General features: G+C 71.6%; 32 protein-coding genes. 19 read left to right on the forward strand and 13 right to left on the reverse strand.

What is annotated here, in order from left to right:
- Window positions 1–3: 3 nt before the first annotated feature.
- Window positions 4–486, forward strand: a complete 483-nt coding sequence (locus ABT053_RS05210; RefSeq protein WP_350967604.1) for a cation:proton antiporter regulatory subunit — start codon at window positions 4–6, stop codon at window positions 484–486.
- An 8-nt stretch (window positions 487–494) separates the two neighbouring features.
- Window positions 495–1,652 carry a cation:proton antiporter gene (locus ABT053_RS05215; protein WP_350967605.1) on the forward strand — a complete coding sequence of 386 codons (1,158 nt, stop codon included), beginning with the start codon at window positions 495–497 and terminating at the stop codon, window positions 1,650–1,652.
- Between the two features lie 51 nt (window positions 1,653–1,703).
- Here the strand turns inward: ABT053_RS05215 and ABT053_RS05220 are convergent, their stop codons facing one another.
- The 6 genes from ABT053_RS05220 to ABT053_RS05245 all read right to left on the reverse strand — a co-directional run bounded on the left by ABT053_RS05220 (window position 1,704) and on the right by ABT053_RS05245 (window position 7,145).
- Complete coding sequence (locus tag ABT053_RS05220) at window positions 1,704–2,099, reverse strand: VOC family protein (RefSeq protein WP_350967606.1); 396 nt, start codon at window positions 2,097–2,099, stop codon at window positions 1,704–1,706.
- Window positions 2,100–2,107: 8 nt separating this feature from the next.
- Window positions 2,108–2,230, reverse strand: a complete 123-nt coding sequence (locus tag ABT053_RS05225; RefSeq protein WP_350967607.1) for a hypothetical protein — start codon at window positions 2,228–2,230, stop codon at window positions 2,108–2,110.
- A gap of 112 nt (window positions 2,231–2,342) precedes the next feature.
- Window positions 2,343–3,476 (reverse strand): LLM class flavin-dependent oxidoreductase, encoded by a 1,134-nt coding sequence (locus ABT053_RS05230; protein WP_350967608.1) that lies wholly within the window; start codon window positions 3,474–3,476, stop codon window positions 2,343–2,345.
- Window positions 3,473–4,618: an LLM class flavin-dependent oxidoreductase gene (locus ABT053_RS05235; RefSeq protein ID WP_350967609.1), complete on the reverse strand. Its 1,146-nt coding sequence runs from the start codon at window positions 4,616–4,618 to the stop codon at window positions 3,473–3,475. The genes ABT053_RS05230 and ABT053_RS05235 overlap by 4 nt, the downstream gene beginning before the upstream one ends.
- A complete protein-coding gene (locus tag ABT053_RS05240) occupies window positions 4,615–5,940 on the reverse strand; it encodes an NtaA/DmoA family FMN-dependent monooxygenase (RefSeq protein ID WP_350967610.1) in 1,326 nt (441 codons plus the stop codon). Before ABT053_RS05240 ends, ABT053_RS05235 begins: the two co-directional genes overlap by 4 nt.
- Window positions 5,937–7,145, reverse strand: a complete 1,209-nt coding sequence (locus ABT053_RS05245; RefSeq protein WP_350967611.1) for an LLM class flavin-dependent oxidoreductase — start codon at window positions 7,143–7,145, stop codon at window positions 5,937–5,939. The genes ABT053_RS05240 and ABT053_RS05245 overlap by 4 nt, the downstream gene beginning before the upstream one ends.
- 316 nt (window positions 7,146–7,461) lie before the next feature.
- Between ABT053_RS05245 and ABT053_RS05250 the strand changes: the two genes are divergently transcribed.
- The gene (locus ABT053_RS05250) at window positions 7,462–8,475 is read left to right on the forward strand and encodes a D-alanyl-D-alanine carboxypeptidase family protein (RefSeq protein WP_350967612.1); all 1,014 of its coding nucleotides are present in this window, start codon (window positions 7,462–7,464) and stop codon (window positions 8,473–8,475) included.
- Here ABT053_RS05250 and ABT053_RS05255 read toward each other — a convergent pair whose 3' ends face one another.
- Window positions 8,476–8,841 (reverse strand): MmcQ/YjbR family DNA-binding protein, encoded by a 366-nt coding sequence (locus tag ABT053_RS05255; protein WP_350967613.1) that lies wholly within the window; start codon window positions 8,839–8,841, stop codon window positions 8,476–8,478.
- The gene (locus tag ABT053_RS05260) at window positions 8,838–9,269 is read right to left on the reverse strand and encodes a MarR family winged helix-turn-helix transcriptional regulator (RefSeq protein WP_350967614.1); all 432 of its coding nucleotides are present in this window, start codon (window positions 9,267–9,269) and stop codon (window positions 8,838–8,840) included. Before ABT053_RS05260 ends, ABT053_RS05255 begins: the two co-directional genes overlap by 4 nt.
- Window positions 9,270–9,348: 79 nt before the next feature.
- On the opposite strand from ABT053_RS05260, the gene ABT053_RS05265 reads away from it, so the two are divergent.
- The gene (locus tag ABT053_RS05265; RefSeq protein ID WP_350967615.1) at window positions 9,349–9,759 is read left to right on the forward strand and encodes an organic hydroperoxide resistance protein; all 411 of its coding nucleotides are present in this window, start codon (window positions 9,349–9,351) and stop codon (window positions 9,757–9,759) included.
- A 31-nt stretch (window positions 9,760–9,790) separates the two neighbouring features.
- On the opposite strand, the gene ABT053_RS05270 is transcribed toward ABT053_RS05265, so the two are convergent.
- Window positions 9,791–10,153, reverse strand: a complete 363-nt coding sequence (locus ABT053_RS05270) for a DUF2203 domain-containing protein (protein ID WP_350967616.1) — start codon at window positions 10,151–10,153, stop codon at window positions 9,791–9,793.
- A gap of 149 nt (window positions 10,154–10,302) precedes the next feature.
- On the opposite strand from ABT053_RS05270, the gene ABT053_RS05275 reads away from it, so the two are divergent.
- Both ABT053_RS05275 and ABT053_RS05280 read left to right on the forward strand, forming a co-directional pair.
- On the forward strand, window positions 10,303–10,530 hold the full coding sequence (locus ABT053_RS05275) for a helix-turn-helix domain-containing protein (RefSeq protein WP_350967617.1): 228 nt from the start codon (window positions 10,303–10,305) through the stop codon (window positions 10,528–10,530).
- Between the two features lie 2 nt (window positions 10,531–10,532).
- Complete coding sequence (locus ABT053_RS05280) at window positions 10,533–11,300, forward strand: hypothetical protein (protein ID WP_350967618.1); 768 nt, start codon at window positions 10,533–10,535, stop codon at window positions 11,298–11,300.
- Between the two features lie 270 nt (window positions 11,301–11,570).
- Here the strand turns inward: ABT053_RS05280 and ABT053_RS05285 are convergent, their stop codons facing one another.
- Both ABT053_RS05285 and ABT053_RS05290 read right to left on the reverse strand, forming a co-directional pair.
- Window positions 11,571–12,413, reverse strand: a complete 843-nt coding sequence (locus ABT053_RS05285; protein WP_350967619.1) for an amidohydrolase family protein — start codon at window positions 12,411–12,413, stop codon at window positions 11,571–11,573.
- A gap of 201 nt (window positions 12,414–12,614) precedes the next feature.
- Entirely contained in the window at window positions 12,615–13,973 is a 1,359-nt protein-coding gene (locus ABT053_RS05290) for a cation:dicarboxylate symporter family transporter (protein ID WP_350967620.1), read from the reverse strand.
- Between the two features lie 87 nt (window positions 13,974–14,060).
- On the opposite strand from ABT053_RS05290, the gene ABT053_RS05295 reads away from it, so the two are divergent.
- From ABT053_RS05295 to ABT053_RS05305, 3 genes are all read left to right on the forward strand, one after another.
- Window positions 14,061–15,941, forward strand: a complete 1,881-nt coding sequence (locus ABT053_RS05295; protein ID WP_350967621.1) for a sensor histidine kinase — start codon at window positions 14,061–14,063, stop codon at window positions 15,939–15,941.
- Complete coding sequence (locus ABT053_RS05300; RefSeq protein WP_350967622.1) at window positions 15,938–16,609, forward strand: response regulator; 672 nt, start codon at window positions 15,938–15,940, stop codon at window positions 16,607–16,609. Before ABT053_RS05295 ends, ABT053_RS05300 begins: the two co-directional genes overlap by 4 nt.
- 81 nt (window positions 16,610–16,690) lie before the next feature.
- The gene (locus tag ABT053_RS05305) at window positions 16,691–17,035 is read left to right on the forward strand and encodes an STAS domain-containing protein (protein ID WP_350967623.1); all 345 of its coding nucleotides are present in this window, start codon (window positions 16,691–16,693) and stop codon (window positions 17,033–17,035) included.
- On the opposite strand, the gene ABT053_RS05310 is transcribed toward ABT053_RS05305, so the two are convergent.
- Complete coding sequence (locus ABT053_RS05310; RefSeq protein WP_350967624.1) at window positions 17,036–17,263, reverse strand: HGxxPAAW family protein; 228 nt, start codon at window positions 17,261–17,263, stop codon at window positions 17,036–17,038. It abuts the gene before it with no gap.
- 49 nt (window positions 17,264–17,312) lie between these two features.
- Complete coding sequence (locus ABT053_RS05315) at window positions 17,313–17,750, reverse strand: MarR family winged helix-turn-helix transcriptional regulator (RefSeq protein ID WP_350967625.1); 438 nt, start codon at window positions 17,748–17,750, stop codon at window positions 17,313–17,315.
- Window positions 17,751–17,838: 88 nt separating this feature from the next.
- Between ABT053_RS05315 and ABT053_RS05320 the strand changes: the two genes are divergently transcribed.
- From ABT053_RS05320 to ABT053_RS05365, 10 genes are all read left to right on the forward strand, one after another.
- On the forward strand, window positions 17,839–18,021 hold the full coding sequence (locus ABT053_RS05320; protein ID WP_350967626.1) for a hypothetical protein: 183 nt from the start codon (window positions 17,839–17,841) through the stop codon (window positions 18,019–18,021).
- A gap of 195 nt (window positions 18,022–18,216) precedes the next feature.
- A complete protein-coding gene (locus ABT053_RS05325; RefSeq protein ID WP_350967627.1) occupies window positions 18,217–18,420 on the forward strand; it encodes a DUF5302 domain-containing protein in 204 nt (67 codons plus the stop codon).
- 288 nt (window positions 18,421–18,708) lie between these two features.
- Window positions 18,709–19,152, forward strand: a complete 444-nt coding sequence (locus ABT053_RS05330; protein WP_350967628.1) for a type II toxin-antitoxin system PemK/MazF family toxin — start codon at window positions 18,709–18,711, stop codon at window positions 19,150–19,152.
- A gap of 270 nt (window positions 19,153–19,422) precedes the next feature.
- Window positions 19,423–19,965, forward strand: coding sequence for an RNA 2'-phosphotransferase (locus ABT053_RS05335; RefSeq protein WP_350967629.1), 543 nt, complete (start codon window positions 19,423–19,425; stop codon window positions 19,963–19,965).
- A 241-nt stretch (window positions 19,966–20,206) separates the two neighbouring features.
- Entirely contained in the window at window positions 20,207–20,968 is a 762-nt protein-coding gene (locus tag ABT053_RS05340; RefSeq protein WP_344744161.1) for a DeoR/GlpR family DNA-binding transcription regulator, read from the forward strand.
- Between the two features lie 121 nt (window positions 20,969–21,089).
- On the forward strand, window positions 21,090–22,031 hold the full coding sequence (gene pfkB, locus ABT053_RS05345; protein WP_350967630.1) for a 1-phosphofructokinase: 942 nt from the start codon (window positions 21,090–21,092) through the stop codon (window positions 22,029–22,031).
- Between the two features lie 63 nt (window positions 22,032–22,094).
- Entirely contained in the window at window positions 22,095–23,210 is a 1,116-nt protein-coding gene (gene mtlA / locus ABT053_RS05350) for a mannitol-specific PTS transporter subunit IIC (protein WP_350967631.1), read from the forward strand.
- A gap of 3 nt (window positions 23,211–23,213) precedes the next feature.
- Entirely contained in the window at window positions 23,214–23,522 is a 309-nt protein-coding gene (locus tag ABT053_RS05355) for a PTS sugar transporter subunit IIBC family protein (protein ID WP_350967632.1), read from the forward strand.
- Window positions 23,515–23,970 carry a PTS mannitol transporter subunit IIA gene (locus ABT053_RS05360; RefSeq protein WP_350967634.1) on the forward strand — a complete coding sequence of 152 codons (456 nt, stop codon included), beginning with the start codon at window positions 23,515–23,517 and terminating at the stop codon, window positions 23,968–23,970. The genes ABT053_RS05355 and ABT053_RS05360 overlap by 8 nt, the downstream gene beginning before the upstream one ends.
- Window positions 23,970–25,001: a zinc-dependent dehydrogenase gene (locus tag ABT053_RS05365; RefSeq protein ID WP_350967635.1), complete on the forward strand. Its 1,032-nt coding sequence runs from the start codon at window positions 23,970–23,972 to the stop codon at window positions 24,999–25,001. Before ABT053_RS05360 ends, ABT053_RS05365 begins: the two co-directional genes overlap by 1 nt.
- Window positions 25,002–25,061 lie beyond the last annotated feature (60 nt).

Genomic DNA, 25,061 nt, shown 5'->3' on the forward strand with positions numbered 1-25,061 from the left:
ACGGTGGAGGTCGAGCAGACGGCACTGCCCGGTATAGGACTGCGACACGAGTTCACGACGCGGTCGGGCAGGCGCATCGGGATCGTCTCTCACCGCACCGGCCGCCGCGACCTGGTGATATACGACCCCGACGATCCCGACCGCGCGTGCGAGACCATCAAGATGAACGACGAGGAGGCCGACGCGCTCGCCGAGCTGCTCGGCGCCCCGCGCATCGTGCAGCGCCTCAACGACCTGCACCGCGAGGTCGAGGGCCTGGTCAGCCTGCAGCTGCCGATCCTGCCCGGCTCCCCGTACGCCGGCCGCCCGATGGGTGACGCGCGCGTCCGCACGCGCACCGGCGCCTCGATCGTGGCCGTGGTGCGCGACGGTCAGGTGTTCGCCAGCCCCGCCCCCGACTTCGGCCTGGCCGAGGGCGACGTGGTGGTCGTGGTGGGCAGCCCGGAGAGCACGTCCGCCGTCTCCGACATCCTTTCCGGCGGGTAGGGCACCGGGTGCACACTGCGATCCTCTTCCTTGAGCTCGGTGCTGTCCTTCTCGGGCTCGGCATACTTGGAGCACTCGCCCTGAAGGTGGGCATCTCGCCCATCCCCCTCTATCTCATCGCCGGCCTCGCCTTCGGCACCGGCGGCATCCTGCCCCTCGCCACCAGCGAGGAGTTCATCGCGGTCGGCGCCGAGCTCGGCGTCATCCTGCTGTTGCTCACCCTCGGCCTGGAGTACAACGCCGACGAGCTCGTGACGAGCCTCAAGGGCAACGCGCGCGCGGGCGTCGTCGACCTGGTGCTCAACGCCGCGCCGGGCGCGATCGCCGCGCTGCTGCTGGGCTGGGGCCCGGTGGCCGCCATCGCCATGGCCGGTGTCACGTACGCGACCTCCTCGGGCATCACCGCGAAGGTCCTGTCCGACCTGGGGTGGATCGGTAACCGCGAGACGCCGGTGGTGCTGTCGCTGCTGGTCTTCGAGGACCTCACGATGGCGATCTACCTGCCGGTCCTCACCGCGGTGCTGGCCGGGCTGAGCCTCGCCAGCGGCGCGGTCACCGTGGCGATCGCGCTGGCCGCGGTCAGCGTCGTGCTGCTGGTCGCGCTCCGCTACGGCAAGGCCATCGAGGCGTTCGTCTCCAGCCCCAACTCCGAGGTGCTGCTGCTGAAGGTCATCGGGCTCGCGCTGCTGGTCGCCGGGGTGGCCCAGCAGCTGCAGGTCTCGGCCGCGGTCGGCGCCTTCCTGGTCGGCATCGCGCTCTCCGGCGAGCTGGCCGAGGACGCGCAGGCGCTGCTCACCCCGATCCGCGACCTGTTCGCCGCGGTGTTCTTCGTCTTCTTCGGCCTGCAGACCGACCCGACCAAGATCCTGCCGGTCGCCGGGCTCGCCGCGCTGCTCGCCCTGATCAGCATGATCACGAAGTTGCTCACCGGCGCCTACGCGGCCCGCCGGGCGGGCATCGCCAAGGCCGGTCAGGCGCGGGCGGGCATCGCGCTCATCCCCCGGGGCGAGTTCAACATCGTGATCGCCGGGCTCGCGGTGGCCGCCGGGGTCCATCCCGACCTGGGGCCGCTCGCCGCCGCGTACGTCCTCATCCTCGCCGCGTTCGGCCCGCTGGCCGCGCGGCTCGTCCAGCCCTTCATCACCGCCATCGCCAAGCGCGCCTGAGATCCCGCCCGGCCCGCCGGGCCGGGCGGGACAACTCACGCCACAGGCCGGTCATCCCTCCTGGAGCACGGACAGGATGTTGCCCGCCGGGTCCCTGAACCACGCGATGGGGGGACCCTCCTCCCGCATGACACCCCTGTCGTCCTGCGGGAAGCCGTCGTACCGCTCGAAGACCACCCCGCGCCCGACCAGCCCGTCGACGGCGGCGTCGATGTCGTCCACCGGGAAGTTGAGGATGGTGTACGAGGCCGGGACGTGGCCGGGCTTCGGGTAGACCAGCACGATCCCGCCCCCGGCGAGGTGCAGGGTCAGCATGCCGTTCTTCTCCGACACCTCCAGTCCCAGGGTCTCGGTGTAGAACCTCCTCGCCGTCTCGACGTCGTCCACCGCGAACCCGCTGAACGCCTTGGTCTGCCGGAACATGTCCTTCTCCTTTTCGTCGTCCACCCGACAGGTCATCGCCGCGCGGCGGCGAGATACTCCTGGCCGAGCCCGACCATCTGAAGACGGTCGCCGTCCGGGTCGGCCGGAACGCCGGACAGCCTGGTCTCGCCCTTTCCCCCTGCTGGGCGCCTCACGGGGTCGTCGGAGCCCGCGGCGCGTTCTCGACGTCTCCCGCGGATTCCCGGAAAGGAATCCGGCACCCGGCGACGATCGCCGGGTGCCGGAAAAGGCGTGGGTGACGCGGGCTCAGTCCGTGACGGCGCCTCCTTCCCACTCCTCGGCGAGCAGTTCGTAGGAGCGGACCCGGTCGGCGTGGTCGTGGGTGATGGTGGTGACGAGCAGCTCGTCGGCGCCGGTGACGTCGCGCAGCACGCGCAGCCTCTCCGCGACGGTCCCCGGGGAGCCGACGAACTGGGTGGCGAGCCGGTCGGCGACCAGCGCGCGGTCCTCCTCCGTCCATTCGTGGGCCGCGGCCTCGGCCGGGGTCGGGAACGGGATCGCCCCGGCGCCGCTGCGGATGCTGCGGACCCAGAGCCCGTACGGGGAGGCGAGTTCCCCGGCCGTCTCGTCGTCCTCCGCCACGACGACGTCGGCCGAGACGACCAGGTAGGGCTCGGCGAGGACCTCCGAGGGCTTGAACGCCTCCCGGTACGCCTCCGCGGCGTCCAGCACCCCGGACGGGCTGACGTGGTAGTTCGCCGCGAACGGCAGCCCCCGCTCCCCCGCCACCTGAGCGCTCTGCCCGCCGCTGCTGCCCAGGATCCACAGCGCCAGATCCGCGCCCTCGCCCGGTGTGGCGTGCGCGGCCACCCCCTCGGGGGAGCGGTAGGTCCCGGCCAGCAGCGCCGCGATCTCGTCGACCTGGTCGGCGAAGTCGGGGCTCTCCGCGCCCGGCTGCTGCAGCAGCGCGCCGTACAGGGAGAACAGCGGCGACTTCGCGAGCGCGGCGAAGGAGAAGGCCTCCGGGATGAGCAGCCCGTCCACGACCCTGGCGGGCTTCGGCGGGGGCGGTGTCCTCCTGGCCAGCTCCGCGAACTCGGCCTTGCGCTGGCCGGAGCGGCCCAGGCCGAGGTCGACACGGCCCGGGTAGAGGGCGTCGACGAGGCCGAACTGCTCGACCACGGACAGCGCCGTCTGGTGGCCGAGCTGGACGGCTCCCGAGCCGACCCTGATCGTGCTGGTCGCGGCGGCCACCAGGGCGATGAGCACGGCGGGGGCGGCGCTGGCGACGCCGGGCGCGAGGTGGTGCTCGGCCACCCAGTAGCGGCGGTAGCCGAACTCCTCGGCCCTCTTGGCGAGGTCGAGGGTGTTGCGCAGCGCGTCGCCGGGGGTGCCTCCGGAGGGGACGGGCGCGAGGTCGAGGATCGACAGGGAGGTCACGGCCGCCCTCCGTCCCGCGCGTCGCCGTCCTGCGAGCTCTCGCGCCGGGCGCCGTCCGGACTCTGACTCTGGCTTGGGGTTCCGTGTTCGGGGTCCTCGTGCCGGGGGAACGGCCTGCTGGGGATCTCCGCGCGCAGCACGGGGGCGATGTCGCTCTGGAAGAGTTCCAGGGCCGCCCGGTGCTGCTTGTCGGTGAGGCCGTCCGCGTCGGCGTGCAGGTGCATGACCTCGTGCCCGAGCCGCTCGTGGTAGCGGTGGACCTTGTCGATGATCTGCTGCGGGCTGCCGACCAGGATCGAGCTGCGTTCGATCGCGTCCTCCAGGGTGTGGAAGACCGGTTCGACGCCGACCTTCTTGAACAGCTTCAGCCGGGCGTTGAAGATCGGCCGGTAGGTCTCGATCGCCTCCTGGGAGTTCTTCGTCGCGTAGTAGCCCGCGGTGCCCGCGCCCACCAGGGCGTCGGCCGGGTCGTGGCCGTGGAACTCCCAGCGTTCCCGGTAGTGGCGGACCAGTTCCTCGTACGGCTCGACCGGGTTGCTGACGTTGGCGGAGAAGAGGGGGTCGCCGTACAGGGCGGCGAGTTCCACCGACTCCTTGCTGGTGGCGCTGCCGTGCCAGACGCGGATGGGCCTCTGCAGCGGGCGCGGCCAGGTCTCCGCGTCGGTCAGGGACGGCCGGAACGTGCCCGACCAGGTCACCTTGTCCTCCCGCCACAGGCGGCGGAACAGCTCGTAACCCTCCCGGTTGCGCTCCCACTGGTCCTCGCCGGTCACGTGGAACAGCTGGGCCTGCGCGGCGCCGTTGCCCTTGCCGATGATGAGTTCCAGGCGTCCGCCGGAGAGGTGGTCGAGGGTGGCGTAGTCCTCGTAGGCGCGTACGGGGTCCAGCAGGCTCAGCGTGGTGACCGCGGTGAACAGCCTGATCGCCGACGTCCTGGCCGCGATGTGGCTGAGCACCACCGGCGGGGACGAGGAGATGAACGGGCGCTCGTGCCGTTCCCCGACCCCGAAGCCGTCGAAGCCGAGCTCCTCGGCGAGCACGGCGTTCTCGACGACCTCGCGCAGGCGCGCGTTGGTCGACTTGAGCTCGCCGGTGATGGGGTCGGGGCCGTGGACGATCAGGGTGATGGCAAGGAATTTCATCGTTCGCTCTCCAGGCCCAGGTGTCCGCGCAGCGTGGTGGTCTCGTAGTCGGCGCGGAAGACGCCGCGCTCCTGCAGCAGCGGTACGACCCTGTCGACGAAGTCGTCCAGGCCGCCGGGGGTGAGGTGCGGCACCAGGATGAAGCCGTCGGAGGCGTCGCCCTGCACGAACTCGTCGATCTCCTCGGCGACGCGCGACGGCGAGCCGATGAAGGACTGCCTGCCGGTCACCTCGATGATCAGGTCGCGGATGCCGAGCTTCTTGGACTCGGCCAGGGCCCGCCACTCCGCCGCCGTCTTGAGCGGGTCGCGGTACATCCGGGTCCGGCCCTTGATGATCGAGTCGTCCGAGACGTCCGGGTCGATCTCGGGCAGCGGGCCCTCGGGGTCGTAGGCCGACAGGTCGCGGTTCCACAACTGCTCCAGCAGCAGGATCGCGGTCTGCGGGCTGACCTGCTGGCGGCGGATGTGGTCGGCGTTCTCCTGGGCCTCGGCGTCGGTGTCGCCGAGCGCGAACGTGGCGCCGGGCAGGATCTTCAGGGAGTCGGGCGACCGGCCGTGCGCGGCCAGCCTCGACTTGACGTCCCGGTAGAAGGCCTGCCCGTCCTGGAGTTTGCTGTGCCGGGAGAAGACGGCGTCGGCGGTGGCCGCCGCGAAGGCCCGGCCGCCCTCGGAGTCCCCGGCCTGGATGGTGAGCGGGCGGCCCTGCGGGCTGCGCGGCACGGTGAAGTGGCCGCCGATGTCGAACTGGGTGCCCCGGTGGGCGAACTCCCCCGCCTCCCGCCTGGCGAACGTGCCCGCCGACGGGTCCGCGACGAGGTCCTCGGCGGCCCACGAGTCCCAGAGCTCGTTGACGGTCCGCACGAACTCCTCGGCCCGCTCGTAACGTTGCGCGTGCTCCAGGAAGCCGCCCCTGCGGAAGTTCTCGCCGGTGAACGCGTCGGAGGAGGTGACGACGTTCCACCCGGCCCGGCCGCCGGACAGGTGGTCGAGGGTGGCGAGCTTGCGGGCGAGCTCGTACGGCTCGTTGAAGGTGGCGTTGATCGTCCCGGCCAGGCCCAGGTGGCCGGTGACCGCGGCGAGGCCGGAGAGCACGGTGAGCGAGTCGGGGCGGCCGACCACGTCGAGGTCGTGGATCCTCCCGCGCTGCTCGCGCAGCCGCTGCCCGTCCGCGAGGAAGAAGAAGTCGAACTTCCCGCGTTCGGCGGTCCGCGCCAGGTGGGCGAACGAGGCGAAGTCGATCTGGCTGCCCGAGGCGGGATCGCTCCAGACCGTGTGGTTGTTCACGCCCGGGAAGTGGGCGGCGAGGATGATCTGCTTCATCGTCGGCTCCCTGCGTAGCGGCTGACGGGTCGGGGCAGGCCGAGGTGGCCGCGCAGCGTGTCCGCCTCGTACGCGCGGCGGAAGGCGCCGCGCGCCCGGAGCTCGGGCACCAGGCCCCGGGTGATCGCGTTCAGGTCGGTCGGCAGCACGGCGGGCCTGAGCCTGAAGCCCTCCAGCCCGGCCGCGCGCCATTCCAGGAGCAGGTCGGCGAGCTCGCCGGGCGTGCCCGTGAAGATCGCGGCGTCGGAGGTGTACGCGGCGCCGTCGAGCCCGTCGAGCCGGGCTTTGCGCTCGCGGGCCTCGTCCCCGTTCTCCCCCAGGAACACGACGAGGTCCGCGAAGATCTTCAGCTCTCCGGCGTCCGGGGCGCGCACCTCGCCCTCGATCTCGCGTACCTCCGCCACGATGGCCCGTGCCCGCTCGGTGTCGTGCGGCGTGACGTAGACGACGTCGGCGCCGCGGGCGGCGAACTCGTACGGCAGCCGGGCGTGTGCCAGCGCGGTGACCAGCGGCTGCCCCTGGGGCGGCCGCGGCACGATGGACGGCCCCTTGACGGTGAAGCGCTCGCCCTCGAAGTCGACGTAGTGCAGCTTGTCGCGGTCGACGAACCGGCCGGTGGCCACGTCGCGGATGACCGCGTCGTCCTCCCAGCTGTCCCACAGGCGCCGCACCGCCTCGACGGCGTCGGCGGCGTCGCCGAACAGCTCCCGCACCAGGGGGGATTCGTCGATGTCGGCGAGGTCCTCCAGCCTCAGCTCGGGGACCTCCCGGCGGCCGAAGTGGGCGGCCTCGGTGCGGCGCCCGGAGATCTGGGCGCGCCATCCGGCCCGCCCGGAGCTGACGTAGTCGAGGGTGGCGATGGAGCTGGCGACGTGGAAGGGCTCGGTGTGCGTGGTGGTGGCCGTGGGCACCAGCCCGATCCTGCCCGTCAGCGGGGCGATCCTGGAGGCCACGAGGACGGCGTCGAGACGCCCGCGCACCTGGTCGGTACGGCCGTCGTGGCCGTCCAGGCGCGTGGTCTGCAGGGCGAGGGAGTCCTCGATGGTGACGAAGTCGAGGAGGCCGTGCTCGGCCTCGGCCACCAGGGCGGCCCAGTAGGCGGCGGTGAACAGGGCTTTCGGGGAGGCGGCGGGGTCACGCCAGGCCGCGGGATGCCATCCGGCGCCGTCGAGAGCGACGGCGAGATGCAAGGGAACTGCCGACATATAACGACAATAACACCAAAACCCTTAATCTCTACATGTTTAGTCGGTTATGTCGCCGGAGTCCGCCCGCCGAGCCTGTCGTCCCTCGTCACCTGGACAGACCTCCGGATGGCCGGACCACACCGAACGGGCATCCGAGGACGTACCCCCTCACTCGCTCTCGCACCCCTCGGCCCCTTCGATCGCCCCGCCGGGATTCGGCGCGGGCCGTCGAGGGCGGGCCGCGCCGGAACGCCCGGGGAGGGCGTCCTCCTGACGCAGGCGCCGAGATCTGATAGGCATTCGTCCCGTGATGCGTTTTCTGGCAGTCCTCGCGATGGTCTTTCCGCTTATGGCGGCCACGACCCCGGCCTCGGCCGTGACTCCGGCTTCGGCCGCGGCCCCCGGCAAGCCACGGGTCCCGGCGGGGGTGACCGCCGGGTACGTGGTCTTCGACCGGCAGGCGGCGAAGGTGACCGAGTACCGCAACGCGCACCGGCGGTTCCGGTCGGCGTCGGTGGTGAAGATCCTCATCGCGATCGACTTCCTGGAGTCGCGCAAGAGCGTTTCCTCAAGGGACCTGGCACTGCTCAAGGTCATGCTGCGGGTCAGCGACGACGGCGCGGCGACGTCCTTCTGGACCCGGGGCGGCCAGGGGAGAATCGTCCAGCGGATGGCCCGCAAGCTGCGGCTCACCGACACCGTTCCCCCACCGGCCGACAAGCCGGGCTTCTGGGGCTACACCTCGCTCAGCGCGATGGACGTCGTCACGACCTACCGCTACCTGCTCGACCGGGCCGCCCCCGGGGTCCGCGACCTGATCCTGGGCCATCTGCGCAGGTCGGGGCAGTGTGGGTCCGACGGCTTCGACCAGCACTTCGGCATCCCCCGCGCGGTGCGCGGGCCGTGGGCGATCAAGCAGGGCTGGTCGGGGTACGGCTCCACGCCCCCGGTCCGCTGCCGCCCCACGACCTCCCCGGCCGGGGCTCCCGTGCCTGCCGGCCGTCCCGCGTCCCTCGCCGCCTCCGAGTCCGCATCCGTGCCCGTGTCCGCATCCGGGTCCGGGTCCGTGCCCGCGTCTGTGTCCGCGCCCGTGTCAGTGGCTCGGCCCGCGTCCGGCGGCGTCCCGCCTGCCGCGCAGGTCGTGCCCGCTGAGCAGGTCACGTCCGCCCAGGCCGGGCCGGTGCCCGATCTGGGGCGCCCGGTTCTGCACACCACCGGGCTCGTCGGCCCCAAGGAGCGCTGGATCGTGGTCCTGCTGACCGCCCACCCGGCGGGGACCACCTGGCAGCGCTCCACCGCCCAGACGACGAAGCTGGCCCGGGAGGTCCACCTCAGCGGAACCTCCTGATCACCGGCTCCCCGAGGTGGGCGGCCGCTCTCCGAGATGGGCGGCCGCGAGCCTCTTGGGCGCGACCATCCGCCAGGCCTCCTCGACGAGTTCCCTCGTCTCGGTCTCGCCGATCGCCGCGAGCCACACCCGCACCCAGTTGTAACGCTCGTCGGAGGGCCGGGGCATGTGGAACCTCTCCGGCTCGGCCGCGACCAGCGCGGCCCGCTCCTCCTTGGGGAAGGCGAAGCCCATCGAGGTCTCGTCCGGCGAGATCGCGACGTAGACGATCCGGCCCACCCGGAACGTCACCCGGTCCCTGACGAGCCTCTCCTCGGTCCTGGGCAGCGCCATCGCGACGCGGCGCACGTCGTCGGCCGTGGTCACCGTGCCGCCTCGTCGAGGGAGGCGATGACGCGGCGCAGGGTGTGCTGCAGGCCGAGGACCTCTGCGGGGGCGAGACCGGCCGCCTCGAAGATCTGCGCGGGGACGTCGCACGCCCGCTCCCCCAGCTGGATCCCCTTGGACGTGAGCCGCACCACCACGGAGCGCTCGTCGTCGGCGCTGCGCTCGCGGCGTACCAGGCTCGCCGCCTCCAGCCGCTTCAGCAGCGGCGACAGGGTGCCCGAGTCGAGCCGCAGCCTCACGCCGAGATCCTTGACCGTCACCGGCTCGCGCTCCCAGAGAACCATCATGACCAGGTACTGGGGGTAGGTGAGCCCGAGGTCGGCCAGCACCCTGCGGTAGACGGCGTCCAGCGCGCGGGACGCCGCGTGCACGTCGAAGCAGACCAGGTTCTCGACGGAGATCTTCACGTCGCGATTGTACCGAACTTGACTGTTATCAACTAAATTGCGCACAATTAAGTTGTCCGCAACCGAGAAGGGGATCACGATGAGTACGCTCTACACCGCCATCGCCACCGCCAACGGCAGGGAAGGCCGGGCGGTCTCGTCCGACAAGCGCCTCGACGTGGCCCTCGCCCCGCCGAAGGAGATGGGCGGCTCCGGCGAGGGCACCAACCCCGAGCAGCTGTTCGCGGCCGGGTACGCCGCCTGCTTCGCCAGCGCGCTCCAGCTGGTCGCCCGCAAGCGGAAGGCCGACGTCTCGGAGGCCTCGGTCACCGCCGAGGTGGGCCTCTCCCCCGAGGGCAAGGGTTTCGCGCTCTCCGTGACGCTGCGCGTCGAGCTCCCCGACGCGTTGCACGGGGAGGCCGGAACCGCCCTCGTGGAGGCCGCCCACCAGGTCTGCCCCTACTCCAACGCCACCCGGGGCAACATCCCGGTCAACCTCGTGATCGAGTAACGGGGCTCCCGGGGATCGCGGTCAGGGAAGGTCAGGGAAGGGGCCTGCGACCGGCGAAGCCGAGCTCGTCCCGGTGGTACCACACCAGCTCGCGGTCCCCTTCGAGCCAGCACAGCCGTACGCGTACCCCGTCGAGCACCGCGGGGAAGTCGACCAGCAGGGGCGCGACGCCCTTGACCTCGATGCCCCGCTCCTCGAACCAGCCGAGGATCTCCTCCAGCCTGGCCTCGTAGGCCTTCGCCTCCGCCAGCCCCCCGGCCGGGGAGGCCCCGGTGCTGCGGAGCTCGTACGCGAGCTCGGCCAGCTCACCCCGCATCGCCACGAACGCGGCGGCCCGCTCCAGCAGGACGGGCATGAGCGCCCGCGCCTCCTCGACGGTGAAGATCCTGTCCACCCCTGCACGCTAGCGCGTCCCCACCCGGAACGTGGCGAGGCACCGGGAGCACCAGGAGGCGTCAGGAAGCGTCAGGAGGCCTTCGGGAGGCACGAAAATAGTGTCAGCAAATGCTGACAGCCACGGGTTTGTCAGCTTATGCTGACGGCATGGGATCGCTGAGCGAGTTCACCGAGGCCGTCGACGGCGAGGATCCGGTGGTGGCGCTGGCGGCCGTGGCGGCGCTGCGCAGGCTCCTGGAGGAGCTTGAGGCCGCGCACGTCATCGAGGCCAGGAACCGGGGCTCGTCCTGGGAGGTCATCGCCGCCGCTCTCGGAGTCAGGCGGCAGACGGCGCACCGCAAGCACGCACACCGAACCACCGATGGCGGGAGCTGACGATGTTCGCGAGATTCACCCCCGAGGCCCGGCGGACCACGGTCCGCGCCGGACTGCTGTCGCTCGACCACGGCCGCACCACGCTCGACGAGGACATGTTCCTGCTCGCCCTGGCCGAGTCGTGGCCGGTGACGGGAGCGGCGGCCACCCCGCCGGGAGCCGCACCGGAGACGGCCGCCCTTTCGGCGGTCACACCGCCGGGGTCCACCCCGGAACCGACCGGCGCGGAGACCGTCATCCCGGGAACCGTTACACCGGGGGCCAGCACCCCGGAGACCGGCACTCCCGGAACCGTCACACCGGAGGCCGTCATCCCGGGGACCGTCACGCCGGAAGCGGTCGGCGCGGAGATCCGGAACCGCGAGGCCGCGAAGGGCCGCGCGGGCGACCGCGAGCTGCTCGCCGCCATCGGCGTCGACCTGGACGAGATCAGGCGGCGCCTCCCGGCCCGACGGGAGGATCCCCTGGCGTGGCGGCTGACGCGCTCCCGGCTCCGCCCGCTGAACGTGACGCTCAGCGGGCCGGCCGGCGACCTGCTCCTCACCGCCGGGGCGAGGAAGGTCGTCGAGGTCGCCCTGTACACCTCCGGCGCCGGAATCGGGACCGGGACCGGAACCGGGACCGGGACCGGCTCCGGGGTGACCGACGAGGATCTGCTGAAGGGCCTGCTGGCCGACTCCTCGAACGCCTCGGTCGCCATCCTGCGCGATCTCGGTGTCGACCTCCGCGGTCTCGCGGCGAGCATCGGCTTCCTGCGCGAACCGGCCTGAGACCTCCCGCTCGAACCGGCCTGAGACCTCCCGCTCGAACCGGCCCGAGGCCTCCCGCTCGAACCGACCCCAGGCTTCACGCTCGAAACGCTCGCACCGGCCCCCGGACGTGAACCGGCCTGCCACTTCTCCTACGAACCGGCCCGAGGCCTCCCGCGCCGACCGCCCCGGAACGTGAACCAGCTCAGGGGCACGGCGGGCGGAAACGGCCCGAGGCCGGTCGGCGCCGGGGTCAGGCCGGCCGGGAGGCGCTCCCCCGCATCGTCACGGTCAGACCTCGATGCCGTAGAAGCGCGCGGCGGTGCCGCCGAGGACGGCGTCCCTGCCGGTCTCGTCGAGACCCGACAGCAGCACGCCGGTCTCCCGCCAGACCTTGGCGTAGTCACCCGCGAGGACGGCCACCGGCCAGTCGCTGCCGAACATCAGCCGGTCGGGGCCGAACACCTCGATCGCGTGGTCGACGTAGGGACGGAGGTCCTCGGCCGTCCAGGTCTCGGGATCGGCGGCGGTGTTGAGACCGGACACCTTGCCGTACACGTTGGGGTGCTCGGCGGCGCGGGCGACGAGTGACGCCCACGGCTCCCAGCCCTTCTCCCTGATCGGCGGCTTGGCCAGGTGGTCGATGACCAGCCGCAGCCCGGGGAGGCGCTCGGCGAGGAACGACACGTGCTCCAGGTGCCTGGGCAGCACCGCGACCACGTCGAACGGGAGCCCGGCCTCGGCGAGCAGGCCCAGACTCTCGACCACCGTGTCCTGGACAACCCAGTCGGGGTCGGGGTCGTCGTGGATGAGATGCCTGACCCCGGCGAACCCCGGGTGCCTGCCGTAGCGCTCCAGGGCCCCGGCCGCCTCGTCGGGCCGGTTCAGCGGCACCCAGCCCACCACGGCGGCGACGACGTCGTAGGCGTCCGCCTGCGCCAGCATCGCGTCGGTGTCGGCGTAGGTGTCGGCGGCCTGGACCAGCACGGTCCTCTCCACACCGGCGGCGGCGAGCTGCGGGAGGAGCTCCTCGGGGGCGAAGGTGCGGTAGAGCGGCCCCGCCTCCGGCGTCAGCCAGGAGTAGGAGCCCGTCTCCAGGTTCCAGAAGTGCTGGTGGGCATCGATGACGGCCATCCACCGCTCCCCTTCGATTCCTCGATAGATCGTCTGAGCCTGCACAAACTAGGGCGCGGCGGCAGGGGTGTCAACGCCCCGGCCTGCGGGAACCGCCCGGAGGTGCACGGACGGCGTGCCCTCACGCGTACGGGCCGGTGCTGGACGCTCCCCGGAGAGGAGTGCCCGCCACCGGCCCGTACGCCGCCGTCACCGCACCGGCTACACCGGAGACAGGGCCGGGTCGTCCGTCTTCGAGGCGGGCGGGGGCGGCGGGTCGTCGCCGCCGTGCTCGTCGTCGAGGAGGGTCGTCTCGTCGAACGGCGCCCTGCCCGCCAGGACCTCGGTCGCGCGCTCCCGGTCGAACTCGCCCGTCCAGGTGCCGATCAGCACGGTGGCGACCGCGTTGCCCGCGAAGTTGGTCAGCGCCCGCGCCTCGGACATGAAGCGGTCGATGCCGACGATGAGGCCGACGCCGTCGACCAGGTCGGGGCGGTGGGACTGCAGGCCGCCCGCGAGGGTGGCCAGGCCCGCGCCGGTGACCCCGGCCGCGCCCTTCGACGCGATCATCATGAACACCAGCAGGGAGACCTGCTCACCGAAGGCGAGCGGGGCGCCGGTGGCGCTCGCGACGAACAGCGTGGCCATGGTGAGGTAGATGGCCGTGCCGTCCAGGTTGAAGGAGTACCCGGTCGGCACGGTGATGCCGACGACGGGCTTGCTCACGCCGAGGTGCTCCATCTTGGCGATCAGGCGGGGCAGGGCCGACTCCGACGACGAGGTCGACAGGATCAGCAGGAACTCCCTGCCCAGGTAGCGCAGCAGCGAGAACAGGCCGACCCGCGCCACCAGGAAGAGCATCGGGCCGAGGATGACGAACACGAAGAGCAGGCAGGTCAGGTAGAAGGCGAGCATGATGACGCCGAGGCTCCTGAGCGCGTCCATGCCGGTGGCCCCGACGACCGCGGCTATCGCGCCGAAGGCGCCGATCGGGGCGGCCCACATGATCATGGCGAGGATCCGGAAGACGAGCCGCTGGATGTGCGTGATGCCGTCCAGGATGGGCTTGCCCCGCTCGCCCATCGCCTGCAGGGCGAACCCGGCGAGCAGCGCGACCAGGAGGGTCTGCAGCACCTGGCCCTCGGTGAACGCCGACACCAGCGTGGTGGGGATGATCCCGAGCAGGAACGACACCGTGTCGGTCTCGCCGCCCTTGGCCGCCTCGGCCTCGGCGGCCTTGCGGAGCTCGTCGGTGAGCTGCAGGCCCTGTCCGGGGTCGACCAGGTTGCCCACGAGCAGGCCGATGCCGAGCGCGACGGTCGACATGACGACGAAGTAGCCGAGCGCGAGGCCGCCGACCCGGCCGACCTTGGCGGCCTTGGTGACCGATCCGACCCCGAGCACGATGGTGCAGAAGATGATCGGGCTGATCATCATCTTGATCAGGGCGACGAAGGCGGTGCCGAGCGGCTTCAGCGCCACGCCGACGTCGGGGGCGATGAACCCGATCGCGATACCGAGGACCACGGCAACGATGACGGCAATGTACAGGTAATGTGTTTTGTCTCGGGCCGCGCTCATGCGTGCTCCACGCGCTAGAGGAAAAATCCGGTCGAGCGACTATGCCCCGGCCCTGTGATCTAAGTCACCATTGCGTACATTTCGTTCGTGAACTTGCGGAAACTTCCCAGACGCATACGCGACTGGAGTCTCGCCAGGCAGATGCTGGCCCTCCAGATCGTCGTCGTGGGCGTCACCGTGACCGGTGGCGCCCTGCTGGCGTTCCTGCAGATGCGCGACCTGCTCGTCGAGGAGGCCCTCGGCACCGCGAGGGCGGTGACCGTGAGCGTGGCCGACTCCCCCTCCGTCCTCGCCTCCCTGGGCGACTCCGCGGTCCTGCAGCCGTACGCGGAACGGGTGAGACGGGAGACCGGGGTCGACTTCATCACGATCATGAGCCTCGACGGCGTGCGCTACACGCATCCCAACCCCGCCGAGATCGGCCGCCGGTTCCTCGGCAACACCGCGCCCGCCCTGGCCGGGCAGGTCTTCACCGAGACCTACACCGGCACCCTCGGCCCCTCGGTCCGCGCCGTCGCCCCGGTCCGCGACGCCGACGGGAGGGTACGGGCCCTGGTCAGCGGGGGCATCACCATCAGCAAGATCAGCGTCAGGCTCCGCGGGCAGATCACCGGCGCCGTGCTGATCGGCCTGCTCGGCCTGTCCGTCGGCGGGGTGGGCACCTACCTGGTCGGCGCCCGGCTGCGCCGCCAGACGCACGGGATGGGCCCCGCCGAGCTGAGCCGGATGTACGAGTACCACGACGCGATCCTGCACGCCGTACGGGAGGGGCTGCTGCTCGTCGACAACGCGGGCACGGTGACACTCTGCAACGACGGGGCCAGGGAGCTCCTGGGCCTGTCCGGCGAGGTGAACGGCAGGCACGTCACCCGGCTGGGCCTTCCCCCCTCGCTCGGCGAGCGGCTCTCGGCGACCGAGAACCGCACCGACGAGATCCACATGACCGGGGAGCGGACGCTGGTGGTGAACGTGGCGGTGGTCCGCTCCGGCAGCCGCTCGCTCGGCACCGTGATCACCCTTCGCGACCACACGCGGTTGCAGTCCCTGACCGGGCAGCTCAACGCCGAACGCGGCTTCGCCGACTCCCTGCGGGCCGCCGCGCACGAGTCGGCCAACCGGCTGCACACGGTCATCACCCTCGTCGAGCTGGGCCGCGCCGAGCAGGCGGTCGCGTTCGCGACCGAGGAGATCAAGGCCGCGCAGCAGCTCACCGACCGGGTGGTGGGCGCCGTACGCGAACCCGTGCTCGCCGCGCTGCTGCTGGGCAAGACCGCCGAGGCCGGGGAGCGGGGGGTGGAGCTGTCGATCACCCCGGACAGCGAGCTCGACGACCTCGGCCTGGACACCCGCGACCTGGTGACGATCGTCGGCAACCTGATAGACAACGCGGCGGACGCGGCCATGTCGGGCTCCCGGCCCGCGCGGGTGGAGGTGCGGCTGCGCGCCGACGAGACGACGTTCGTGATCAGCGTGGCGGACAGCGGGCCGGGCCTCGACCCGGCGACGGCGGGCGAGGCCTTCCGGCGGGGCTGGACCACCAAGGGCGACGGCCGCGGCCTCGGCCTCGCCATGGTCGGCCAGGCGGTCCGCCGCATGGGCGGGACGATCGAGGTCGGCGAGAAGGTCGAGGTCGGCGAGGCGGCCGAGCCGGACCGGGCGAGGGAGCGGGACCTGATGGCGGATCGGGGCCCGGTGACTGCACGGGACCCGGTGACGGATCGGGACCGGGTGAGAGATCGGGACCTGGCGACGGAACGGGACCGGGTGAGGGATCGGGATCCGGTGACGGATCGGGACCCGGTGGCGGGGCCGGGCCCGGCCGGGGCGGGGCTGCCGGAGGAGGCGGGCCCGGCCGTGGGAGCCGTTCGCGTGCTCGCGGGCGAGGAAGGTGCCGGCCGGCCGGTGGAGGGCGGTACGGGCGCGGTGTTCACCGTACGGCTGCCGCTGCGCGGGAAGGGCGCCTCATGATCTCGGTACTGGTCGTCGAGGACGAGGAGATCACCGCCGAGGCGAACCGGGTCTTCGTGGAGCGGGTGCCCGGCTTCCGGGTGGCGGGGGTGGTGAGGTCCGGCGGCGACGCGCTGCGCTTCCTGCGGCGGCACCCCGTCGACCTGATCCTGCTCGACCTCTACCTGCCGGACATGCACGGGCTGGAGGTGTGCCGGGCGCTGCGGGCGGCGGGCGTGATGTCGGACGTCATCGCGGTCACCTCGGCGCGGGACCTGTCGGTGGTCAGGTCGGCCGTCTCCGTCGGCGTGGCCCAGTACCTGCTCAAACCGTTCACCTTCGCCTCGCTGAACGAGAAGCTCACCCGCTACGCCGAGTTCCGGTCGTCGGTGGAGGGCGCGGGGGAGGCGAGCGGCCAGGTCGAGGTGGACCGCGCGCTGGCGGCGCTGCGGGGCCCGGCGCAGAACCTCCTGCCAAAGGGGATGACGCAGGCCACCCTCGACGCCGTGCTGGCGGAGCTGCGCAGGTCCCCCGGCGGCCTGTCGGCCCAGACCGCCGGGGCGGCGATCGGCGTCTCCCGGGTGACCGCCCGCCGTTACCTGGAGCATCTGACGGAGAACGGGATCACACACCGGGTGCCCCAGTACGGTGGCCTCGGCCGGCCCGAACTGCTCTACCGGATCATTTGAGGCCCCGTCGAGGCGGGATGGTCCCGGAACTGGTAGTAAAAAGGCAGCCCGCCCTGCCACCCGCGGGCAAAGGAGCGCAGCATGGTCTTTTTCACGGTCTCATCGAGCCTGCTCGGGACGGTCCTCGTCGTCCGGGCGCTCGGAGAGCTCGACTATCAGAACTCCCCCGTCCTGCGTGCGGAGATGGACAAGGCGTGGGCCGCCGAGACGCCCTCCATGGTCGTGGCCGACGTCGCGGGCCTCACCTTCTGTGACTCCACCGGGGTCGCCGAGCTGATCCTGGCGCTCCGGCGGAGCCGCACCCTGGGCATCCGGCTCGTCCTCGTCGGCGTGCACGGCACCCTGGAGCGGATCCTCGCCATCACCGGCCTGCGCGCCTCCTTCGAGGTCCTCGCCTCCGTCGAGGAGGCGCTGCAGAAAACCTGATCAGCCGTTGCCCTGGTCCATCGGCACGCGGGGCGCGTCGATGATGACGTCCGAGAAGATGTCGACCACCAGGGCGATCACGCCGCCGATCGCGATGATCCCGGCCCCGACCCAGAAGAACGTCCAGTTGGGGCCCAGGCACAGGGCGACACCCCCCACGGTGAACCCCAGCAGGATGACGATCACCGCGAGCCAAGACTTGGGGCTTCCCCCGTGACTTCCGGCCATGAGTCTTTCCTCTCCCTGTCCTCTGATTCGTCCTCTGATTCTTCGCGAATCAGTGATGCGCGCCGTCCGCCGCCGCGATCACCCGGGTCAGCGACCGGTGGAGCTCCTGGAGCTCCTCCAGGTTCATACCCAGACGCCTGACGATCGCCGGCGGAACCTTCTCCGCCTCGTCCCGCAGCCTGTGGCCCTCCGGTGTGAGCGAGACGGCCAGGACACGCTGGTCCTGGCTGTCACGCCGCCTGCGGATGTAGCCGACGGCCTCGAGACGCTTCAGCAGCGGGGACAGCGTACCGGGGTCGAGTCTCAGTAGCTTGCTCAGCTCCTTGACCGAGAGCGGAGCCCGCTCCCAGAGGGCGAGCATGACCAGATACTGGGGGTGGGTGAGTCCCATCGGCTCCAGCAGTGGCCGGTAGAGCCCGATCACGTTGCGCGAGGCGATCGCCAGGGCGAAGCACACCTGACGGTCCAGGCTCAGGGGATCAGCCATGTCACTCACGCGCGCCTCCAACCGACATAGTACGATAATTAGTACACAAATCATTATCGCCCCAACCGTTGGCGAGTAAAGGATCCCCATGTTTCACAGCAAGCCGATCGAGGAGCGGATCGCGGAGCGCCAGGCCGAGCGCTCCACCCTCAAGGAGGGCCGCCACTTCGAGCACGGCCCGGCGAAGTTCGTCTTCGTCTTCGTGATCGTCTTCGTGGTCGTCGGCCACCTGGCCGGCCTGCTGCTGATGATGGCCCTGGGCATGCACTGACGTGGCCGGACGGCGTAGCGGCGTTCGCGGCACGCCCCCTCGTCCCGGGGCTTTTCCGGGCCTCGTCCCGGGACTCCCTCCTGCGGCTTCCTCTCAGAGCCGAAGCGGGGGGCCTGCACGCCGGAAGGGTCCGGATGAGAGGATGATGATCCTGTTGGTCGGGGTTGGACCGCCCGATAGATCAGGAGGTCTGTAATGTCTGACGTCACGCCGGAGCCCGAAGGTTCCGAAAGTTCCGACGACGAGCTGAAGCGCAAGTTCCGCGAGGCACTGGAGCGCAAGAAGCTCGCCCAGGCGGACGCGGGCTCCGGGGGCAAGGGGAAGAACTCCTCGAAGATCCACGGTGCTCACGGCCCGGCTGCGGCCAAGCGCTCCTTCCGCCGCAAGAGCGGCGGCTGAGCCGCTCCGGACGCTGAGCCGTCTCCGGACGCTGAGCCGCCTCCGGACCAGATTCGGACCAGGGCACCCGCCCACCCGGGTCTCGGCCGCCCTGCTGGCCCCGGCCAGCGGGCGGCGCGCTCCCTCCACCACCGCTCCCTCCACCACCGCTTCTTCCATCGGCTCTCTCTTCACCGTCTCCCTCTCCCGGCTCGCCAGCTCCCTCTCGCGGCGCTCCCTCCACGGGCTCCCTCTACCGGCTCCCGGCAGCCCCTTGGAAGCGCGCGGGGTCTGCAATAGGCTGTGCACGTGCGTGATCTTGGTGAGGACCCCCGACCGGCCCGAGGCGCGGTCAGCGAGGTCCGCCGCGTCGACCGGAGCGCCACCCTGCACTACTCCCCCGACCTCGACGGGCTCGCCGACCCCGGCGAGATCGTCTGGGCCTGGGTCCCCTACGAGGAGGATCCGGCCCGGGGCAAGGACCGGCCGCTGCTGGTCGTCGGCCGGCACGGGCGCAAGCTGCTCGCGCTGATGCTGTCCAGCCGGGCCGGTGGCGGCGACCCCGACGACTGGCTGGAGATCGGCCCCGGCCAGTGGGACCGGGAGAACCGGGTCTCCTACCTGCGCCTGGACCGGGTCTTCGCCCTCGCCGAGGGCGACATCCGGCGTGAGGGCTCCGTCCTCGACGGCGCCCGCTTCGCCCGCGTGGCCGCCGTCCTCAAGCGCACCCACGGCTGGGCCGCCGACGGCTGAGCCCGTCCCGCACCGGCCCCGGGCGGCCGTTCCGGGGGAAGGCGCGGACACGCGAGGACGTACGAACACACGAAGACGACGTCCGGACCCGCGAAGGCGCGGACACGCGAGGACTCAGGTACGCGCCGGACGCGCGAAGGCACGGGCGCACGGACGTGCGGACGCGCGAGGACTCAGGCAGGCGAAGGCGTCCGGACGCGTGCTCCGGCCCGGGGCGCCGGGCGTGAATCCGGTGGAAAACGGCGGGGCGAGCCAGCATCCTGGTGTCCCATGGACGACAGACGGCTCGTTCGAGTCTCCAAGTATCTTTCCAAGCACCTCAGGCACCAGCCCGAACGCATCGGGCTGGTCCTCGACGCGCAGGGCTGGACCGGCATCGACGCCCTGCTGGCCGCCGCGGCGCGGCACGGCTTCGCGATCACCCCTGAGGAGCTCGCGCGGGTGGTCGAGGGCAACGACAAGCGGCGCTTCGTCGTCGAGGACGGCCGGATCCGCGCCAACCAGGGCCACACGATCGACGTCGACCTGGGCCTCCTCCCGGCCGAGCCGCCCGAGTTCCTGTTCCACGGGACGGTGGGCTCGTCCGTGGACGCCATCCGCGAGGAGGGCCTGCGGCCGATGAACCGGCACGCCGTGCACCTGTCCCCCGACCGGGAGACCGCGACCCGGGTGGGCGCGCGCCGGGGCAGGCCTGTCGTGCTGGTCGTCCGCGCGGGGGAGATGCACCGGGCGGGTCACGAGTTCCAGATCAGCGCCAACGGCGTCTGGCTGGCCACCCACGTGCCGGCCGCCCACATCTCGTTCCCCGGCTGATCCGCGCCGGGAGAGACCCGGATCCCCGCCTCACCTCACCCCGGAGACCACAGGATTTCCAACGCATTCCAAAATCTGGGCCAACCGCAGGCCACTCCCACCCCTCAGCGCACCCCCGGGCAAGCACCTGGGGTTTTTTCATGTTCATGCTGGTTTGGTGTGAAGTCAACCCATTGACGTTCCAACACATACGGGTGTAAATAAAGCTGAAACAACACTGAAACGGTGGTGAATCAACAGCATGTACGCCGAGGAACGGCAACAGGAGATCCTGCGCCGGGCGCGGACCGTCGGCCGGGTGGACGTGGTGACGCTGGCGGAGGAGTTCGCCGTCACCACGGAGACCATCCGCCGCGATCTGACCGCGCTGGAGCGCTCCGGGATGCTGCGGCGCGTGCACGGCGGTGCGATCCCGGTCGAGCGGCTGGGGTTCGAACCCGAGCTGGCCGCCCGCGACGAGGTGATGATCGGGGAGAAGGAGCGCATCGCCAAGGCGGCGCTCGCCGAGCTCCCCGAGGACGGCGCGATCATCATCGACGCCGGGTCGACGACCGGCAGGCTGGTGCAGGCGCTCCCGGTCGACCGGGAGCTGACCGTGATCGTGAACTCCCCGCCGCTGGCGACGGCGATGGCCACCCGCCCCAACCTGACGGTGATCATGCTGGGCGGGCGGGTGCGCGGGCGGACCCTGGCCACCGTCGACGACTGGGCCCTACGCCCCCTCGCCGACCTGCACGTGGACGTGGCGTTCATGGCGGCCAACGGGTGCTCGGTGGCCAAGGGGCTGACGACGCCCGACCCGGCCGAGGCCGCCATCAAGCGGGCGATGATCGGCGCGGCGCAGCGGTGCGTGCTGCTCGCCGACCACACCAAGTTCGCCAACACCTACCTGGCGCGCTTCGCCTCGATCCAGGAGATCGACGTGGTGATCAGCGACACGGGACTCGACACCGGCGTCGCGGCCGAGATGGCCGCCGCCGGCCCGGAGGTGGTCCGGGCGTGACCGTCCCCCTTCCCCCCGCCCCCGGCATCGGTCCCAGCCCCAGCTCCGGCCCCGGCCCCGGCCTCAGTCTCGGTCTCGGTCTCGGTCTTGGCCCCGGTCGTACGATCGAGGTGATCCCGGCGTGATCGTCACCCTCACCCTCAACCCCAGCCTGGACCGCACGATCGAGGTGGGGTCGCTGACCCGCGGGGCCGTCATCCGCGCCGCCGCCGCCCACCTCGACCCCGGCGGCAAGGGCGTCAACGTCTCCCGGGCGCTGCTGGCCAACCAAGTCCGCTCGTGCGCGGTCGTCCCCTTCGGCGGCGACGAGGGACGGCGGCTGGTGAGCCTGCTCGCGGCCGAGGGCATCGAGATGATCACCGTCCCGGTCGCCGGGACCACCCGGTCCAACGTCGCGCTGGCCGAGCCCGACGGCACGGTCACCAAGATCAACGAACCCGGGACGGCCCTGTCGCCGGCCGAGCTCGACACCATCGCCGAGGCCGTGCTCGGGGCGGCCAGCTCCGCGGACTGGGTGGTCGCCTCGGGCAGCCTCCCGCCCGAGGTGCCCGCCGACGTGTACGCCCGCCTGTGCGAGCGGTTCAGCGAGGCGGGCATCAACGTCGCGGTCGACACCAGCGGTCCCGCGCTCGTCTCGGCGCTCGCCGAGGCCCCCGCCCTGGTCAAGCCCAACCGGGAGGAGCTGGGCGAGGCCACCGGGATCGTCATCTCGTCCCTGGGCGACGCCATCAAGGCCGCGGAGAACCTGCGGGCCCGGGGCGCGGGCGCCGTCCTGGCCAGCCTGGGCGCCGACGGCGCGATCCTGCTGCAGGACGACCAGATCTGGCACGGCCAGTGCCCGGTGGCCGAGCCGCGCAGCACCGTCGGAGCCGGTGACGCCATGCTCGCCGGGTTCCTCGCGGGCGGGGCGCGCGGCGAGAGCGCGCTGGTCGAGGCGCTGGCCTGGGCGACCGCCGCGGTCGGGCTGCCGGGAAGCCGGATGCCCTCCCCCCACCACATCCATCGTGACGACGTCCGTGTCACCGGAGCCGATCCTGCCCTGCCGCTGCGGTCCGGGGGCTGACAGCGGCGCAGATCCACCCCCCTGGCCGGCCGGTCGCCGGCCACCCCGGAAGGAGCAGCACACATGAGCGAGTACACCCCAACCGTCACAGGAACCGGGGCGAGAGCGAGCATCCAGCGTTTCGGTGGGTACCTCGCCGGGATGATCATGCCGAACATCGGCGCGTTCATCGCCTGGGGCCTGATCACCGCCCTGTTCATCCCCACCGGCTGGCTGCCCAACGAGAAGTTCGCCGTCCTGGTCGACCCGATCGTGAAGGTGCTGCTGCCGATCCTGATCGGTTACACCGGCGGGCGGATGGTCCACGGCCAGCGCGGCGCCGTGGTCGGCGCCGTCGCCACCATGGGCGTCGTCGCCGGCGCCGAGAGCCCGATGTTCCTCGGCGCGATGATCATAGGGCCGCTCACCGCGTACGTCCTGAAGCTGTTCGACGGGCTCGTCGCCGACCGTGTCAAGTCCGGCTTCGAGATGCTGGTGGACAACTTCAGCGCCGGCATCATCGGCGGCGCCATGGCCCTGGTCGGGGTCCTGGCCATCAGCCCCATCGTCGCCAACGTCACCCGTGTCGCGAGCGACGCGGTCGCCTGGCTGATCGGCAACAACCTGTTGCCGCTGGCGTCGGTCGTGATCGAGCCCGCCAAGGTGCTGTTCCTCAACAACGCCATCAACCACGGCGTGATGGGCCCGCTGGGCGTGGCGCAGGCGGCCGAGACGGGCAAGTCGATCCTGTTCATGCTGGAGTCGAACCCCGGCCCCGGCCTCGGCCTGCTCCTCGCCTTCATGTTCTTCGGCCCCCGCGCGCTGCGCCCCAGCACCCCCGCCGCGATCATCATCCAGTTCTTCGGCGGCATCCACGAGATCTACTTCCCGTACGTGCTCATGAAGCCCCGGCTGATCCTCGCGGTCATCGCCGGTGGCGCCACGGGCGTCCTGGTCTTCCTCATGACCGGGGCCGGGCTGGTGGCCACGCCGTCGCCCGGCAGCATCTTCGCCTTCATCGCCGTGACCCCCAGGGGCGGGTGGTTCGGCACCATCGCCGGAGTCCTCGCCGCGACCCTCGTCTCCTTCGCCGTCGCCTCGGCGCTCCTCGGGTTCGGCAGGGGTAAGGACGAGACGGAGGAGACCCCCGAGGAGCCCCCCGCACAGACCGAGACCGCACCCGTCGTCAAGGAGGCCTGACCTATGGCCAGCATCGAGAGCAAGGACATCCACAAGATCGTCGTGGCCTGCGACGCGGGCATGGGCAGCAGCGTCATGCTCGCCACCCAGCTCCGCAAGCAGCTGAAGGACCAGAACGTCCAGGTGGAGCACACCCCGGTCAACTCGATCCCCGCCGACGCCGACGTGGTGGTCTGCCACGCCGGCCTGGCGAACCGGGCCAGGGCCGGGGCCCCGGACAAGGTGCTGATCCCGTTCCAGGTCTTCATCGGGGACCCGGCGGTGACCAAGCTGGTCAGCACGATCAAGAGCGGCGGCACCGTCAATGCCTGAGACGGCGCCGCTGCCGCTGGACCCGCGCGCAATCCGGCTGGCGGCCTCGGCCGCCGACCGCGACGACGCGATCCGGCAGTGCGGGGAGGCCCTGCTCGCCGTCGGCGCGGTGGAGAGCGCCTACATCGACACCATGCTCGAACGTGAGCGCTCGATCTCCACCTACGTCGGCGAGGGGGTCGCCATCCCGCACGGCACCCTGGCCGCCAAGGACGCCGTCCGGCACGACGCCATCAGCGTCGTGCGCTTTCCCGGCGGCGTCGACTGGGACGGCGACCGGGTGACGGTGTGCATCGGCATCGCCGCCAAGGGCGACGGCCACGTACGGCTGCTCGCCGAACTCGCCCAGATCCTGATGGATCCCGACCAGGCCAGGGCCCTTCGCGAGGCGACGGAGGTCGCCGAGGTGGTCCGGCTGCTGCAACCGAACGAAGAGGACGAAGCATAGTGAAGGTCGCCCGTTTCTACGCCCCCGGCGACATCCGCGTCGAGGAGGCGCCGGAACCCGTCGCCGGACCAGGCGAGATCAAGATACGCGTGCGCAACTGCTCGACCTGCGGCACCGACGCGAAGATCCAGAAGCACGGCCACCACCACATCAAGCCGCCCAGGGTGATGGGGCACGAGATCGCCGGCGAGGTGGTCGAGGTCACCGAGGCGGGCGAGTGGGCCCCGGGCGACCGGGTGCAGGTGATCGCCGCGATCCCCTGCGGGAAGTGCGCGGAGTGCCGCCGGGGCCGGATGACCGTCTGCCCGAACCAGGAGTCGATGGGCTACCACTACGACGGCGGTTTCGCCGAGTACATGATCATCCCGGCGTCGGTCCTCGCGGTCGGCGGCGTCAACCGCGTCCCGGACGGGGTCGGCTTCGCCGAGGCGTCGGTGGCCGAGCCCCTGGCCTGCGTGCTCAACGGCCAGGAACTGGCCCGCGTGGGCGAGGGCGACGACGTGGTGATCATGGGGTCGGGGCCGATCGGCTGCCTGCACGTGCGGCTGGCGCGGTCGCGGGGCGCGGCGCGGGTCTTCCTGGTCGACATCAACGCCGGGCGGCTGGAGATGGCCGCGAGGCTGGTCCACCCGGACGCGGTCGTCCACGGCGAGGACGTCGTCGAGCAGGTGCTCAAGCTGACCGACGGCAGGGGGGCCGACGTCGTCATCACCGCCGCCGCCTCCGGCGCCGCCCAGGAGCAGGCGCTGCGGATGGCGGCCCGCCAGGGACGGATCAGCTTCTTCGGCGGCCTGCCCAAGGACAACCCGATCATCCGGTGCGACTCCAACCTGGTCCACTACCGGGAGCTGACCATCGTCGGCGCCAACGGGTCCAGCCCGGCGCACAACGCCCAGGCCCTGCGGCTGATCGCCGACGGGTCGGTACCGGTCGCCGACCTCATCACGCACCGGCTGCCGCTCGCGGAGGTCCTGGAGGGGATCGACATCGTCAGCAGGGGCGAGGCCATCAAGGTGACCATCGAACCCTGACCGGCCCCGCTCTCCCGGCCCCCTCCCGCCGATCCCGGCGATCCCGGCGATCCCGGCGGG

The sequence above is a fragment of the Streptosporangium sp. NPDC002524 genome (assembly GCF_040295985.1).
GTDB lineage: Bacteria > Actinomycetota > Actinomycetes > Streptosporangiales > Streptosporangiaceae > Streptosporangium.

Bases quoted from the DNA above. Each gene is read 5' to 3' on its own strand.
- ABT053_RS05275 (WP_350967617.1), top strand. From the start codon at position 10,303: ATGGGATCGCTGAGCGAGTTCACCGAGGCCGTCGACGGCGAGGATCCG.
- ABT053_RS05360 (WP_350967634.1), top strand. From the start codon at position 23,515: ATGCCTGAGACGGCGCCGCTGCCGCTGGACCCGCGCGCAATCCGGCTG.
- ABT053_RS05245 (WP_350967611.1), bottom strand. From the start codon at position 7,145: ATGTCGGCAGTTCCCTTGCATCTCGCCGTCGCTCTCGACGGCGCCGGA.
- ABT053_RS05355 (WP_350967632.1), top strand. From the start codon at position 23,214: ATGGCCAGCATCGAGAGCAAGGACATCCACAAGATCGTCGTGGCCTGC.
- ABT053_RS05340 (WP_344744161.1), top strand. From the start codon at position 20,207: ATGTACGCCGAGGAACGGCAACAGGAGATCCTGCGCCGGGCGCGGACC.
- mtlA (WP_350967631.1), top strand. From the start codon at position 22,095: ATGAGCGAGTACACCCCAACCGTCACAGGAACCGGGGCGAGAGCGAGC.
- ABT053_RS05235 (WP_350967609.1), bottom strand. From the start codon at position 4,618: ATGAAATTCCTTGCCATCACCCTGATCGTCCACGGCCCCGACCCCATC.
- ABT053_RS05280 (WP_350967618.1), top strand. From the start codon at position 10,533: ATGTTCGCGAGATTCACCCCCGAGGCCCGGCGGACCACGGTCCGCGCC.
- ABT053_RS05300 (WP_350967622.1), top strand. From the start codon at position 15,938: ATGATCTCGGTACTGGTCGTCGAGGACGAGGAGATCACCGCCGAGGCG.
- ABT053_RS05285 (WP_350967619.1), bottom strand. From the start codon at position 12,413: ATGGCCGTCATCGATGCCCACCAGCACTTCTGGAACCTGGAGACGGGC.
- ABT053_RS05325 (WP_350967627.1), top strand. From the start codon at position 18,217: ATGTCTGACGTCACGCCGGAGCCCGAAGGTTCCGAAAGTTCCGACGAC.
- ABT053_RS05335 (WP_350967629.1), top strand. From the start codon at position 19,423: ATGGACGACAGACGGCTCGTTCGAGTCTCCAAGTATCTTTCCAAGCAC.
- ABT053_RS05315 (WP_350967625.1), bottom strand. From the start codon at position 17,750: ATGGCTGATCCCCTGAGCCTGGACCGTCAGGTGTGCTTCGCCCTGGCG.
- ABT053_RS05290 (WP_350967620.1), bottom strand. From the start codon at position 13,973: ATGAGCGCGGCCCGAGACAAAACACATTACCTGTACATTGCCGTCATC.
- ABT053_RS05305 (WP_350967623.1), top strand. From the start codon at position 16,691: ATGGTCTTTTTCACGGTCTCATCGAGCCTGCTCGGGACGGTCCTCGTC.
- ABT053_RS05310 (WP_350967624.1), bottom strand. From the start codon at position 17,263: ATGGCCGGAAGTCACGGGGGAAGCCCCAAGTCTTGGCTCGCGGTGATC.
- ABT053_RS05240 (WP_350967610.1), bottom strand. From the start codon at position 5,940: ATGAAGCAGATCATCCTCGCCGCCCACTTCCCGGGCGTGAACAACCAC.
- ABT053_RS05250 (WP_350967612.1), top strand. From the start codon at position 7,462: ATGGTCTTTCCGCTTATGGCGGCCACGACCCCGGCCTCGGCCGTGACT.
- ABT053_RS05265 (WP_350967615.1), top strand. From the start codon at position 9,349: ATGAGTACGCTCTACACCGCCATCGCCACCGCCAACGGCAGGGAAGGC.
- ABT053_RS05320 (WP_350967626.1), top strand. From the start codon at position 17,839: ATGTTTCACAGCAAGCCGATCGAGGAGCGGATCGCGGAGCGCCAGGCC.